This window comes from Hymenobacter terrigena (genome assembly GCF_054776515.1).
The window spans coordinates 256080-270027 of record NZ_BAAHBU010000001.1; the positions used below are offsets into that span (position 1 = coordinate 256080).

Consider the following 13948-nt stretch of genomic DNA (forward strand, 5'->3'; position numbering starts at 1 on the left):
AACCAAGCCTCCGGAGTTTCTACCGCTCCGGGTAGAGCAGGTATTTCTTGCGCAGGGCCTTGAATTTGGTCAGCCCCGGTGACCAGGAAGCGCGAATTTCAGCCTCCGTCTTGCCCGCGATAATCTGCTGGCGCAGGGCATCGGTGCCGGATAATTCTTCGAAATACTTCCCGAAGAAGTGGGGCTTGTCGGTGCTCTGCTGATAAAAATCGAGCAGGTAGCTCAGCACCAGGCCGCCTGAGGCGGCGCGGGTGGGTGCACCAGCCAGGTTGAGGCCGTGGCAGGCTTGGCCCTTCATGGGGGGGCTGGGCGAGCCGGCGTTGGGGGCGGGCGTGAAGGTGTAGGGCCGCGTGGCCGGCTGCGCGGGGCTGCCAATTACCTCAAACGGCGTGCTGGTACCGCGCCCCACGCTCACATTGGTGCCCTCAAACAGGCAGATGCTGGGGTACAGAGCCACGGCGTGGGCAGTGGGCAGGTTGGGCGAGGGGGCCACGGGCAGGGCGTAGGGCGTGGCGTGGGTGTAGCCGGCCGCCAGCGGCACCACCGTGAGGGCGCATTTTTTGCCCCCGGCCAGCCATTTTTCGCCGTTAATCATCTGGGCCAGCTCGCCCACTGTGAGGCCGTGGGCAATGGGCAGCGGGTCGAGGCCGACGAATGATTGGTGGGCCGGCTCCAGCAGGGGGCCGTCCACGAGGTCGCCGTTGGGGTTGGGGCGGTCAAGGACAATGACGGTTTTGCTCTGCTCGGCCGCCGCTTCCATCACGTAGTGCAGCGTGCTGATGAAGGTGTAGAAGCGCGCCCCCACGTCCTGAATGTCGAAAATGAGCACGTCCACATCGGCCAGCATTTCGGGGGTGGGCTTCTTGGTTTTGCCGTACACCGAGCGCACGGGCACGCCGCTGCGGGCATCGCGGCCGTCGGTGATGGTGGCCCCGTCGGCTTCTTCGCCCCGGAAACCGTGCTCGGGAGCGAAGATGGCCGTCACGTTTATGCCCCGGGCCCGCAGCGTATCCACGAGGTAGGCCCGGCCCACGCGCGAGGTCTGGTTGATGACCAGGCCCACGCGCTTGCCTTGCAGTTGGGGTAGGTATTTATCGAGCCGTTCGGCCCCCACCACTACCGGGGCAACGCGGGGCGGGGTGCCCAACGTATGCGGGGCCGCCGGGCGGGTGGTGCCGCAAGCCGGCAGTGCCAGCAGCATCGACAAGGTGATTTTAGCGAATAACCCAACCATAGACAGTGAGAAAAAAGGCGAAAAAAAGAACCCGACGCCAGGCACGGCCGCACCCAAAGGATAGGAGCGTGGCCGGTAGCGGTTCAAAACGTAGCTTTACGGCCGAACAATGAATGTCTCCCGCTACATTTCGCAGAAGATTGACGGGGGAGCCGATTCCGGCTCCTTTACCTCGTCGGTCACAAAAATAGCCATCATCAGCATTGCCATGGGCTTGGCGGTGATGGTGGTGTCGTTTGCCATCCTGCAAGGGTTTCGCAACGAGATTCAAAATAAAATATTCTCCTTCGGCGCGCACCTCCAGATTTCGCGCTACGACACCAATAATTCGCTCGAAGTAGCGCCCATCGCCGGTCCCAAGCTGGTGCAGCAGCTCAAAGCGTTTCCCGAAGTAAAGTCCACGCAGCCCTACGCCGTGAAAACGGCCATCATCAAAACCAAGGACGAGGTGCTGGGCGTGGTGCTCAAAGGCATCGCCGAAACCGGTGGCCCTTCGCCCATGCGCCAGAACCTGGTGGCTGGCAAGTTCCTCAGCTTTCCCGACTCTTCGGCCAGCGACGATGTGCTGATTTCGCGCAAAGTGGCCGACAAGCTGCGCCTCGCCGTGGGCGAAAAAGCTTTGTTTTACTTCATCCAGAACCCGCCGCGCATCCGGCAGTTTCGGGTCAGCGGCATCTATTCCACGGGCCTCGATGAGTTCGATGAGGTGTACGTCATCGGCGACATCCGCCAGATTCGGGAGCTGAACTCCCCGGCCTGGCCCGACTCATTGGTGGGTGGCATGGAAGTGGTACTCAAGGACTTCAAAACCCTCGACAAAACTGCCGACAACTTCTACGAGCGGCTGCCCTACGACCTCAAAATCGACAAAATCACGGAACAGTACGCCCAGCTTTTCGACTGGCTGCAGCTGCTAAACCGCAACGTCATTATTTTCCTGCTGCTAATCATTTTTGTGGCCACGTTCAACATGGTGGCCACCATTTTCATCATGATTCTGGAGCGCACCAACATGATTGGCATCCTCAAAGCCCTGGGCGCGACGGACAACCAGATTCGACGGATGTTCTTCTTCCGGGGCCTTTCGCTCACGTTGCGCGGCATGCTCATCGGCAACATCGTGGCCGTGGGCTTTTGCGCTATTCAGTATTATTTCAAAGTCATTCCCCTCGACCCCGAGAACTACTATATGGACCGCGTCCCGATTTCCTGGGACCCTCAAATGCTGCTCATCCTGAACGTGGCCACCTTCGCCGCCTCGCTGCTGGCCGTGCTCATCCCCACGTACCTGATTGCGCGGATTAAACCGGTGGTGGCCATCAAGTTCGACTGACCACGGATTCGCTCGGATTTTTCGAATTTCACGGATTTTGTGGACGATTATCTAAAGCCCTGCAATAAAAAAGGCCATCCCATCGGACGGCCTTTTTTATTGCATTTCCTGGCTGGTTTTTCAAAACTGCGCCGTCCTCAAAAGCCGTGAAATCCGAAAACCCGCATGAATCCGTGGTTCAGATATACCGGCTACGCAGCACCAGATTTGGGTCGGGGCACAAAGCTGCCCACGTCTCCCGCTCACTGGGCCGGGCCACGCCGGGGAAGTCGTCAGCCCGGCTCTGCATATCGGCTATCAGCTGGAAATGCAGGTGCGCCGGCCAGTCGCCATTCTCCGGGAAAGGGCCAACGGTGGCAAATGCCTCGCCCTTTTGCAGCGCCTGGCCCACGCGCAACGCCCGCCATTCAGCGCGGCTGAGGTGGCCGTAGAGGCTGTAGAAAACCGTCCCTTCCAGTTCGTGCTGCAGCACCACGGTGGGGCCGTAGTCGCCGAAATTGTCGTTGTCGGCCAGGCCGTGAACCACGGCGGGCAGCGGCGCCAGCACCGGCGTGCCGGCGGGCAGCCACACATCCACGCCCAGGTGCAGGGAGCGCGGCTCCTCAGCTGCGCCGGGACCAAAGTGGGCGCTGCGGCGGTAGATAACCCGGTTTTCGAGGTAGCCACCTATGCCGACGGTGGCGCTTTTTTCTGCCAGCATCTTATTAACCAATTCATCGAAAGCGGCAGTGTCACGCAGGTCGGCGTTGGCTATGTGCGGGTTGTTGGCCGTGAAATCGAGGCGGGCGACGGCGGGGCCGTTGAGGTCAACGGGCAGTACGGGACCGAAGTCGGCCTGGTGGCGCTGGAGCAGGGTGGAGAGCAAGCGTTGAGGGAATAAAAGCGAGAGTGAACAAAGGAAAACGGCCCGGCCGCAAACCCGTAATGTGGCTGGCAAGTTACCTTTGCCGGCGGGTCGACGGTAATATTTTCATCATTCGGCCCGCTTTTTCGTTACCGACTTTACCGCGAACGAGTGCGCCGCCCCAGCCCCTCGTTCCCATATTCGCATACCCCGCTCAATGTACCAAACCCTCACCGTCGTTGCCATCACCCAGGAAACCGCCGATTCTGTCACCATTCACCTGGAGCGGCCTGACCGGGCGCCCATTGCAGCCCGCCCCGGCCAGTTTCTGACGCTCATCGTGCCCTGCGGGCCGGGCGGTAAAAAGGAACGCCGGGCCTACTCGCTCAGCAGCACGCCGGCCGAGGCCCCGCGCCTGTCCGTGACGGTGAAGCGCGTGCCGGGCGGTCTGGTGAGCAACTACTTGCTTGATACAGTGCAAGTAGGCCAACAAATGGAGGTGATGGAGCCGCTGGGCAACTTCACCCTGAGCCCCAGCCCGAAGGCGGCTCGCTCGCTGGTGCTCATTGGGGCGGGCTCGGGTATCACGCCGCTCATGGCCATGCTCAAAGCCGTGGTAGCCGCCGAGCCCCAGAGCCACGTGCTGCTCATTTATGGCAACCGCAACGAGGAATCCGTGATTTTTCAGCAGCAGCTCGCCGACCTCGAAGCTCGTTCCAACGGCCACCTGCAGGTGGAACATGTGTACAGCCAGCCCTTGCAGCCCATGGCCCCGCACCGCCACACGGGCCGCCTCAATCGCACCATGCTGCTGCGCATTCTGGAGCAGCGCCACCAGTTTCCGGCCGAACAGGCCGAGTACTTCATGTGCGGCCCCGAGGGCCTGATGGCCGAAGCGCAAGCCGCCCTTAGCATGCTGAACGTGCCCGAAGCCCGCATCCGCCGCGAAAGCTTCGTGGCCAGCGCCGACAACGCCGAACTGGCCGCCGCCCAGCCCAGCGGCCACGGCGACGTGTCGGCCAGCCCCGACGATAAGATAAAGGACACGCGCACCGTCACCATTCAGTACGAAGGCAGCGAGTACCTCATCGAGGTGCCCGCCGGCAAAACCATCCTCGAAACCGCCCTCGACCAGGACATTGACCTGCCGTATTCCTGCCAGGCCGGCCTCTGCACCGCCTGCCGGGGCAAGTGCCTGAGCGGCAAAGTGCACCTCGACGAGCGCGAAGGCCTTTCCGATTCCGAACTGAAACAGGGCTACGTCCTCACCTGCGTTGGCCACCCGATGACGGAGGACGTGGTGATTGAAATAGGGTAGGGAGCTGGCTTGCGGTTAGTAAAATTATTTCCGTCCGGCCCGGCTTTTGTTGCCGTAAAGAAAAAAGCGGCCGCCGTATTTGCCGCTCCCGGATTTCGTTCGATTATACTTGTACTATGATGCTTCTTGCTGAACCTACCGCCGAGTCGGCCACCGATACGAGCCGGCCGCCCCGCCAATATTTGCCCGAGGACTTTCTCGTGACCGATTGGGCCGCGATTGAGCCCTTCTTCCAGGAATTGCAGGCCCGGCCAGTGCACACGCCCGCCGAGCTGGAACGCTGGCTGCTCGACCGCTCCGAGCTGGAATCGGTGCTCAGCGAAGACCTCGCCTGGCGCTACATTCACATGACCTGCGACACGCAGGACCCGGCGCGCTCCGAAGCCTTCCAGTATTTCGTGAACGAAGTAGAGCCGCAAGTGGCTCCCCACGACCACGCCCTCAACGAAAAGATGCTGGCCTCGCCGCACCTGGCCGGGCTGGACGAAAACCGCTACGGCGTGTTCCTGCGCTCGGTGCGCCGCGCCTCGGAAATTTACCGGGCCGAGAACATCCCGCTCAAAACCGACATCAGCACCAAGCAGCAGCAGTATGCCGCCACCGTGGGGGCCATGAACGTGACCCTCGACGGCCAGGACCTGACCCTGCCCCAAGCCGCCGACCGCCTCAAAAACCCCGACCGGGCCGTGCGCGAAACCGCCTGGCGTGCCATCCAGGCCCGCCGCCTCCAGGATGCTAAGCCGCTCGACCAGCTTTTCACAGAGCTGGTAGCGCTGCGCCACCAGGTTGCGCTGAACGCCGGCTTCGTGAACTTCCGCGACTACATGTTTGCCGCCCTGGGTCGGTTCGACTACACGCCGCAGGACTGCTTTAACTTCCACGCGGCCATCCGCGAAACGGTGGTGCCGCTCATCGACGACTTCAACCTCGAGCGCCGCCAGGACCTGAACCTGCCCGCCCTGCGTCCCTGGGACCTCGACGTGGACCCCAGCGGCCAGCCCCCGTTGCGTCCCTTCGGCACCGGCGAGGAATTGCTGGAGAAGACCATCACCGTCTTCGAAACGCTCGACAGCTACCTCGGCAACTGCCTGCGCACCATGCGCCAGATGGGCCACCTCGACCTGGAAAGCCGCAAGGGCAAAGCCCCCGGCGGCTATAACTACCCGCTGGATGAAACCGGTGTGCCCTTCATCTTCATGAATGCCACCAGCTCGCTGCGCGATGTGGTGACCATGCTGCACGAAGGCGGCCACGCCGTGCACAGCTTCCTCACGCGCGGCCTGCCGCTGGGGGCCGACAAGCACCCGCCGTCCGAAGTAGCCGAGCTGGCCTCGATGAGCATGGAGCTGATGAGCATGGACCAGTGGCACGTCTTCTTCCCCAACCCCGAAGACCTGCGCCGCGCCAAGAAAACCCACCTCGAAAGCGTGCTCGAAACCTTCCCGTGGGTGGCCACCATCGATAAGTTCCAGCACTGGGTGTACGAGCACCCTACGCACACCGAAACCGAGCGCCACCAGCGCTGGGTCGAGATTTTCGACGAGTTCAACCAGCGCACGGTGGACTGGACCGGCCTCGAAAATTTCAAGCCCTACCTCTGGCAGAAGCAGCTGCACCTCTACGAAGTGCCGTTCTACTACATCGAGTACGCTATGGCCCAGCTCGGGGCCATTGCCGTATGGCGCAACTTCCGCCAAAACCCCACCGAGGGCCTGGCGGCCTACAAGCGCGCGCTCTCGCTGGGCTACACCGCGCCCATCGGCCAGATTTACGCCGCTGCCGGCATTCGTTTCGATTTCAGCACCGAATACCTGCGTACGCTCGCCGACTTCGTGCGCGAGGAAATGGCCGCGCTGTAATCAAGTCACCATACCGTTTAAACACAGAAAAGGCCGGCAATTATGCCGGCCTTTTCTGTTGCGGAACTCAAGCGGAGCTTATGAATGGCCACCGGGAGTAGTGCCGGAGGTGGTAGCGGGAGCTGTCGAGCCGCACTTGCCTTTATTATTGGGACGCGGGTCGTGGTCTTTGCAGTGCTCGCACGAGGCCAGCGCGAGGCTGGTGAGGAGCATAATCGGCAGCAGCCGGCGAAAAAAAGTAGCGGTGTACATGGGAGTGGGGCTTTTGGTGAATAACGTTGAGCAGCTGAGGCTTAAAGATAAGCAATTGCGACTTCAATACCGCTACCGCCCCATGCGAATAATTATACTAAGGTCCGACTTATTTATCTCCAATGGTGAAAAATGACAACGGCTGCAGATTGGCATACTTGCCACCGAGCGACTCCAGCTCGGCGCGGTGCAGCTTCAGATAATCGTTGTATTGGTGCACGGCGCGGTCGTATTGCACCCGGAAAGCCACCACGCCGGCATCGAGCTGCTGGATACCCTCCACAAAATTGCGGGCGTTTTCGGTGGGGGCGTTGCCGTTGGGCGCGGCCACGGGGTACACGGCGTTCAGCAGCGAGTCCTGGGCGGCGTCGTACTGGTCAATCAGGTCCGAACTGGCCATGGTTTGCTGGGTGTAGCGGCGGGCTTTGAGGCGGGTGTTGGCGCGGTCTAGGGCCTGCAGCTGGGCGGCATCGATGCCGGGCCGGCCCTTCAGCTCGTGCAGCAACAGGCGGGTGATGCCAATTTTCTGGTCGTCGCTCTCCATCATCTTGCGCCATTTAATATCCACTGAATCGCGCAACACGTCGAACTGCGCTTTGGCCGCTGCCGCCGAAGCCGGGTCGAAAGTGGCCGTTTTGGCACCATCGCGCTTGCAGGAAGCCGCGCAACCCGAAAAAATCAGCAGCGCGAACACGGCGGTTTTGACCGGGTAAGAAAAAAGAGTCCGCATAAAGCAAGTGGCCGGAAGGAAAAGCCCCGGCATGGCAAAGCTACGGGACCAGGTGAAAAAATGCGTGGGCCGGCCGGGCTGCATAGCGTCGGCTCAACCTGGGCAATATGGGCTGCAACGCCCGAACAAGGCAATTCAGTGTGTGCGCCGTACCCGTCGGCTTGGCCCGAAGGGTTATCCAGATAAGAACGGATTGTTGAGTACTTAAAAACGTAATGAACCCAGCCACGAAAAGCGCGTATCTTTGCCGTTGCACTGACATTACACATTCCAAAAATTATGAAAAAGAACTACTTGATGCTCTCGGCAGCGCTGCTGCTGGCCGGAGCCGCTCATGCCCAAGGCACCGAACTATTTTTCTCGGAATACGACGAGGGAGCCCACCAGAACGGCGTGAACTACGGCGGCGCTACCAACTCCACCGGTAGCGAGCGCGCCATCGAAATCTTTAATCCTACCAATAACACCGTAAGCCTCGCGCCCTATTCGGTGCGCCGCTACTCCAACGGCAGCACCAGTGTGACTGAAGAGGAGCGTTTGGTGCGCAGCAATGCTTCGCAAGTAGCCGTTGGGGCTCAGAGCATACCGCCGCGCAGCACCTTCGTGCTGGCCTCGGGCGAAGCCACCCTGCCCGTTATCCGCAACGCCGCCAACCAGTTTAGCGTCGGCCATACGCCTGCTTCCGGCCCCACCGTCATCACCGGCGGCGGCACGGTATACTTCAACGGCAACGACGCCATGGCGCTGGTGCGCTACCCCAGCGGCACGGCTGGCGTGGGCAATGGGGTTATCATCGACCTCATTGGCGTGATAGGCCAGCTACCGGCTGACTACGCGGGCGTGGCAAATAACAATACGGGCAACTGGCGCGGTACCAACCCGCTCGACTCACCTTACCCAGGCACCACGTATATTCCGAATGTTGTGTCGGAAAATCAGTCGCTGACGCGCCGGCCTACGGTATCGAAGGGGGTATCAAACAACGCTGCCACCGTTTATACCGTTACTCCCCCGTCAACCACCTACGTTTACTCAAGCGGCTACAACATTGCCGATGAGTGGGTGACTTATAGCTACGCTACGCCTCCCGGTGGTACGGCCGACCCCGCTGGCCAGCTCTACGACCGACTGGGCAGCAATAACGACTACACGGGCCCTTTCGGTACCTACCAGGCCGTGCTGAGCACACTGAGCAAGTTCGACAGCAACATTAGCATCTACCCGAACCCGGCCCACGGCAAGGCTACGGTTGAAATCAAAGATGCCAAAGTGGGCAGCGTAACCCTCCTGAACAACCTGGGCCAGCGCATCAGCGCCCAAGCCAAAGGCCAGGGTCAGGAAAAGCTTGAGCTCAACATCTCGGCCCTGAAGCCCGGCCTGTACTTCGTACAGATTCTGAGCGCCGACGGCCAGACCAAAATCTACAAAGAGCTGGTTGTTGAATAAGCAGCTGGTTTTCTAAAATCGAAAAGGAGGGAAGCAATTCCCTCCTTTTTTTGTGGGCGTACTTTTGCCGGCCCGGCGGGCTGTGCTACCGGCCATCTGTTCGCCTTTCGCGGTGCCGATAACGTTATTTTGAATACTTCCTGCTGACCATGTCCGAACTCACGCCCCTCTCCGCCATTGGCGAATTTGCCCTCATTCGCCGCTTGCAGGCCAATATCACCGCCAGCCAGCCCGGCACCTTGCTCGGCATTGGCGACGACGCGGCCATTATCCGGCCCACGGCCGGTACTGACACCGTGATGACCACCGATTTGCTGGTTGAAGGCATTCACTTCGACCTCTCGTTTTGTCCGTTGCGGCACCTGGGCTACAAGGCCGTGGCTGTGAATGTATCGGACGTGGCTGCCATGAATGCTTTGCCCACGCAGCTGGTGGTGGCGCTGTCGGCCGGTCCGCGCTTCACTGTGGAGGCCATTGAGGAGCTGTATGCCGGGATGCGCCTGGCCTGCGAGGCCTACAACGTGGATTTGGTGGGTGGCGACACCACCGCCAGCCGCGGCGGCCTCACGCTGGCCATCACGGTGCTGGGCGAAGTGCCTGCCGGCGAGGCCGTGCGCCGTAGCGGTGGCAAGCCCACCGACCTGCTCTGCGTGACCGGCGACCTGGGCGGCGCTTTCCTGGGCCTGCAGGTGCTGGAGCGCGAAAAACAAGCCTACCTGGCCGACCCCGAAACCCAGCCCGAGCTGGCTAACTACGAGTACGTGGTGCAGCGCCAACTGCGCCCCGAAGCCCGCCTCGACATCGTACACGAGCTGCGCGAGCGCGGCATTCGGCCCACCAGCATGATTGATATTTCCGACGGGCTGGCCTCGGAAGTACTGCATCTGTGTGCGGCCAGCGGCACGGGGGCGCGGGTTTTCACCGAATTTATTCCCCTGGCCAACCCCACGCTGGAAGCGGCGGCTGAGTTTAACCTCGACCCGCTCACCTGCGCCCTCAATGGCGGCGAGGACTACGAGCTGCTGTTTACGGTGCCGGTTACGGACCATGAAAAAATCAAGAATCACCCCGATATCACCATCATCGGCCACCTCACGGACAAGGCCGATGGGGCCAACCTAGTGACCAAAGCCGGGCAGGCCGTGCCGCTTCAGGCGCAGGGTTGGACAAGTTTTTAGCCTGGTTTCTATATAGGATTCCAACCTTCCGGAAGCGCTACCGTTAGGGAGGGAGAAATCGGCCGGCGACGGGAATGGCATGCTAATTGTCTTCCTGTCCATTATTCGGGCGGATTTCTTTTCTCTTTTAATTTTTAAGCCATGAAAAAGCTTCCTTATCTCTTCGCTTTGCTGGTGCTGTTGAGCACGTCTTTCGGCACTCATTCGGCCCAGGCCCAAATCCTCAAAAGCTGGAGCCCGCAGGCTAAAGGTACTGCCATCGGCGGCCTGGGCGGCGCCGCTGCCGGTGCCCTTATCAACAAGCGCAACCGCGTGGTGGGTGGCGTGGTAGGCGGCGTGGCCGGTGGCGCCATTGGCTACGGCGTGGGCAAGCACATCGATAATAAGCGCAAGCAGCGCGCCGCTGCTGCTGCCGAACGCCGCGCCGTGGCCGCCCGCGAAGCCGAGTACCGCCGCGAGCTGGCCCTGGCCCGCAACCGCCAGACGGTGACGGCCCCCCGCACCACCCAAGCCGCGCTGGTGCCTGCCAATAGCTTCACGGCCTCGGCCGCCGCTATGCAGGGCGCGCAGCCTGAGTTGACGAATGGGGCCTACCTGCCCAACGATTCGTACGGCGACGCTTCGAAGCCTTATTCGACGGAGCAGGTTCGTCGCAAGAGCTGGTAATTGCCCGTCATGATGATTACACCAAACCCCGGGCCGTTGGCCTGGGGTTTGGTTGTTTTAGCTGGTTTTGCAGCGGCGGGAAAGCTGCCCGCCACATTTTCTTTCACCAACCTTCTGGATTTATGAAATCCCTTTTTTGCAGTTTACTCGTGGCCGTGGCGCTTTCCTCGTGTTCGAAAGCCGGCGAGGCCGTCAACGTTCAGACCCTGGACCAGGACTTTATCAACGCCTGGAATAGCCGCGATTCGGGTAAAATCACCGGCATGATGGCCGACGACGTGGCCTTTGTGCAAGGCAATGCCCACTGGAAAGGCAAAGACGAAGTGGCCCAGAAATGGGTGAGCGCCACCATTGCCACCATCAGCAACCTCAAAACCAGCGTGAGCAGCTCGGGTACCGATGCCAACACGGCTTACGAGGCCGGCACGTTTTCGGTGGATGTGCAGCCGGCCGGCCCCGGCCAGCCCGCCGGTTTCGGCGAGGGTAATTATATTTTCGTCTGGAAAAAAGCTGCCGATAATACCTGGAAACTGAGCTACGCGCAGCTGGAAGATTTGCCGGTGCAGCGCCGGAATTAGGGCACGACCCACCCTACAACAAACAGCGCCCCGACTCAAAGTCGGGGCGCTGTTTGTTTTTAAAACCGCATCAGCTTTAATCCTCCGGATAGGGCACAAATACGAAATTCGTGAATTCCTCATCGAGCACGAAGAGGCAGCAGAACTCGTCGGGGTCTTTATAGGTCGATTGAAACGCCTCGACCCCGTCGGCGCTGACAATGCCTTGCTGCACGAAGAGCTCGAGGTAGCTGGCGAAGACGTGCCAGTCCAGGTTTAGCTCGTCGGCGTTGACGAGGAGGCCGCCGAGGGGCACTTCCTGCTTGGCAAAGACAAAAATGGGGTATTGGCTGAAGTCGCCCTTGCGAATCTGGGAAGAGGCTTCGGCAAGCGTGTCGCACACCTTCACGAAATCTTTGGTGATGGTGCCGAGGTATTTGCCGTTGAGTTCGGGGTCGTTGAAGTAGTCCATGTTGGGTTACAATTAGAATCGTCTGTCATCCTGAGTGCAGCGAAGGACCTTATCACGGCCGCGCTGCTTTTAAGTTTGGATAAAAATCCATTCAGGATTATCAATGGCAATTAATGTGTCCTTCTTGGCCCGTGTCCAACCTTTCAATTCCTTTTCGCGAGCAATGGCGGCGTTGACGTCTGGGTACTCTTCAACGTAAATTAAGTTGTAGCAGAAGTAGCGGCCGGCGAAGGTTTCGGCCGAGCCGCGGTTGGCGTAGTGCTGTGCCAGCCGGTCGGCGATATTGTTGGTGATGCCGATGTACAACACCTTACGAGCGGGGTTGGTGGTGATGTACACATAGTAGGGCATGGTGGGCTGATTTGTTGTTTGTCATACCAAGTGGAGCGAAGGACCTTATCACGTTCGCATTATTTAAAATTACTGCAAACTGTACTGGCATGATAAGGTCCTTCGCTGCGCTCAGGATGACAGGCGCGGCCGTTCTACTTCAACTCCAGCGCCACCACATTCTCTACGTGGTGCGTGTGGGGGAACATATCCACTGGCTGCACGCGGGTGACTTTATAAGCGGCATCCAGTAGCTCTAAGTCGCGGGCCTGGGTGGCGGGGTTGCAGCTGATGTAGACGATGCGGGGGGCGCGCAGCTCCAGCAGGCGGGCCACCACGTCGGGGTGCATGCCGGCGCGGGGCGGGTCAGTGATGAGGACGTCGGGGCGGCCGTGGTGGGCGGTGAACTCGGCGGTGAGGATGTCCTTCATGTCGCCGGCGTAGAACTCGGTGTTGGTGATGTTATTAATTTCGGCGTTGACGTGGGCGTCGGCTACGGCTTGGGCCACGTACTCGACGCCGATGACTTTGCGGGCCTGGTGGGCCACGAAGCTGGCAATGGTGCCGGCCCCGGTGTAGAGGTCGTACACGAGCTCATCGCCTTTGAGGTCGGCGAACTCGCGGGCCACTTTGTAGAGCTGGTGGGCGCCTTCGGAGTTGGTTTGGTAGAAGGACTTGGGGCCGATGCGGAAACGCAGGCCTTCCATTTCTTCCTCGATGTAGGGCTTGCCGTGGTAGCACACCACGTCGAGGTCGTGGAAGGTTTCGTTGCCCTTGCTGTTGAGCACATAGTTGAGCGAAGTGATGCCGGGGAACTTGGCGTAGAGGGCGTCGAGCAGGGGCTCGATGCTCTCGTGGGGGCGGTAGCACTGCAAAATCACCATGATTTCGCCGGTGCTCTGGGCGGTGCGGATGATGAGGTTGCGCAGGTTGCCGGTCTGGCGCACCATGTTGCCGAATTCGAGGCCGTGCTCGCGGCCGTAGTCGCGCACGAAGAGGCGGATTTCGTTGCTGGGCTCGGCCTGGAGGTGGCAGTGCTGCACGTCGATAATCTTATCGAAGCGGGCGGGGGTGTGGAAGCCCAGCACATTGCGGTCGAAGGTCTGGGTGTCGTCGTTGATTTGCTCGGTGGTGAGCCAGCCGTTGTCCGAGAAGGTGTATTCGAGCTTGTTGCGGTAGTAGGTGCGCTCGGGCGAGGAGAGGATGAACGGAATCTCGGGCAGGGCCACTTTGCCGATGCGAGTGAGCTGGTCGACCACCTGCTGTTGCTTGAAGCGCAGCTGGGTATCGTAGCCCAAGTGCTGCCACTTGCAGCCGCCGCAGGTGCCGAAGTGCTGGCAAAACGGCGTGGTGCGCAGCTCCGAATACTGGTGAAACTTCACCGGTACGGCTTCGAGAAAGCTCTTCTTGGCTTTGGTGACGTGCAAATCAACCACGTCGCCAGGGGCGACCTGCGACACGAAAATGACGAGGTTCTCGACGCGGACCAGGCATTTGCCTTCGGCGACCATGTCCTGGATGGTGACGTTGCGGAGTAACTCGGGGGCTATTTTTTTGGCTCGGCTCATAAGGGTGCAAAACTACTGTCTGAACCACGGATTCATGCGAATTTTCCGGATTTCACGGATTTTGTGGACGGGAGTGGTGCGGAACCACTCGGGACCGGTTCGCAACTACTCTTGAGCGGTTTTACACCACTTGCGACCGGTGCCGAACCACTCATCCAACA

14 protein-coding genes are annotated in these 13948 nt (G+C 60.3%); 7 read left to right on the top strand and 7 right to left on the bottom strand.

The window, feature by feature from the left end; all coding sequences use genetic code 11:
• Positions 1-19 precede the first annotated feature (19 nt).
• Positions 20-1234 (bottom strand): exo-beta-N-acetylmuramidase NamZ family protein, encoded by a 1215-nt coding sequence (locus tag ACYU7Q_RS00905; RefSeq protein WP_460607549.1) that lies wholly within the window; start codon positions 1232-1234, stop codon positions 20-22.
• 109 nt (positions 1235-1343) lie between these two features.
• On the opposite strand from ACYU7Q_RS00905, the gene ACYU7Q_RS00910 reads away from it, so the two are divergent.
• Entirely contained in the window at positions 1344-2567 is a 1224-nt protein-coding gene (locus ACYU7Q_RS00910) for an ABC transporter permease (protein WP_460607550.1), read from the top strand.
• 178 nt (positions 2568-2745) lie between these two features.
• Here ACYU7Q_RS00910 and ACYU7Q_RS00915 read toward each other — a convergent pair whose 3' ends face one another.
• The gene (locus ACYU7Q_RS00915; protein WP_460607551.1) at positions 2746-3432 is read right to left on the bottom strand and encodes an aminotransferase class III-fold pyridoxal phosphate-dependent enzyme; all 687 of its coding nucleotides are present in this window, start codon (positions 3430-3432) and stop codon (positions 2746-2748) included.
• A 196-nt stretch (positions 3433-3628) separates the two neighbouring features.
• Here ACYU7Q_RS00915 and ACYU7Q_RS00920 point away from each other — a divergent pair, with 196 nt between their 5' ends.
• Both ACYU7Q_RS00920 and ACYU7Q_RS00925 read left to right on the top strand, forming a co-directional pair.
• Positions 3629-4729: a 2Fe-2S iron-sulfur cluster-binding protein gene (locus ACYU7Q_RS00920; RefSeq protein WP_460607552.1), complete on the top strand. Its 1101-nt coding sequence runs from the start codon at positions 3629-3631 to the stop codon at positions 4727-4729.
• 116 nt (positions 4730-4845) lie between these two features.
• Positions 4846-6588, top strand: a complete 1743-nt coding sequence (locus ACYU7Q_RS00925) for a M3 family oligoendopeptidase (RefSeq protein ID WP_460607553.1) — start codon at positions 4846-4848, stop codon at positions 6586-6588.
• A 78-nt stretch (positions 6589-6666) separates the two neighbouring features.
• Here the strand turns inward: ACYU7Q_RS00925 and ACYU7Q_RS00930 are convergent, their stop codons facing one another.
• On the bottom strand, positions 6667-6840 hold the full coding sequence (locus ACYU7Q_RS00930; protein ID WP_460607554.1) for a hypothetical protein: 174 nt from the start codon (positions 6838-6840) through the stop codon (positions 6667-6669).
• A 109-nt stretch (positions 6841-6949) separates the two neighbouring features.
• The gene (locus ACYU7Q_RS00935) at positions 6950-7570 is read right to left on the bottom strand and encodes a hypothetical protein (RefSeq protein ID WP_460607555.1); all 621 of its coding nucleotides are present in this window, start codon (positions 7568-7570) and stop codon (positions 6950-6952) included.
• Between the two features lie 279 nt (positions 7571-7849).
• On the opposite strand from ACYU7Q_RS00935, the gene ACYU7Q_RS00940 reads away from it, so the two are divergent.
• The 4 genes from ACYU7Q_RS00940 (at position 7850) to ACYU7Q_RS00955 (ending at position 11438) form a co-directional block, all read left to right on the top strand.
• Positions 7850-9016 (top strand): T9SS type A sorting domain-containing protein, encoded by a 1167-nt coding sequence (locus ACYU7Q_RS00940; protein WP_460607556.1) that lies wholly within the window; start codon positions 7850-7852, stop codon positions 9014-9016.
• A 149-nt stretch (positions 9017-9165) separates the two neighbouring features.
• Positions 9166-10194, top strand: coding sequence for a thiamine-phosphate kinase (thiL, locus tag ACYU7Q_RS00945; protein WP_460607557.1), 1029 nt, complete (start codon positions 9166-9168; stop codon positions 10192-10194).
• A 141-nt stretch (positions 10195-10335) separates the two neighbouring features.
• A complete protein-coding gene (locus tag ACYU7Q_RS00950) occupies positions 10336-10860 on the top strand; it encodes a hypothetical protein (protein WP_460607558.1) in 525 nt (174 codons plus the stop codon).
• Positions 10861-10982: 122 nt separating this feature from the next.
• Positions 10983-11438, top strand: coding sequence for a YybH family protein (locus tag ACYU7Q_RS00955; protein WP_460607559.1), 456 nt, complete (start codon positions 10983-10985; stop codon positions 11436-11438).
• Positions 11439-11514: 76 nt separating this feature from the next.
• On the opposite strand, the gene ACYU7Q_RS00960 is transcribed toward ACYU7Q_RS00955, so the two are convergent.
• The 3 genes from ACYU7Q_RS00960 to rlmD all read right to left on the bottom strand — a co-directional run bounded on the left by ACYU7Q_RS00960 (position 11515) and on the right by rlmD (position 13787).
• Entirely contained in the window at positions 11515-11889 is a 375-nt protein-coding gene (locus tag ACYU7Q_RS00960) for a hypothetical protein (protein ID WP_198067283.1), read from the bottom strand.
• A gap of 69 nt (positions 11890-11958) precedes the next feature.
• Complete coding sequence (locus ACYU7Q_RS00965; RefSeq protein ID WP_460607560.1) at positions 11959-12228, bottom strand: GIY-YIG nuclease family protein; 270 nt, start codon at positions 12226-12228, stop codon at positions 11959-11961.
• 146 nt (positions 12229-12374) lie between these two features.
• Positions 12375-13787 (bottom strand): class I SAM-dependent RNA methyltransferase, encoded by a 1413-nt coding sequence (rlmD, locus tag ACYU7Q_RS00970; protein ID WP_460607561.1) that lies wholly within the window; start codon positions 13785-13787, stop codon positions 12375-12377.
• Between the last annotated feature and the right edge of the window lie 161 nt (positions 13788-13948).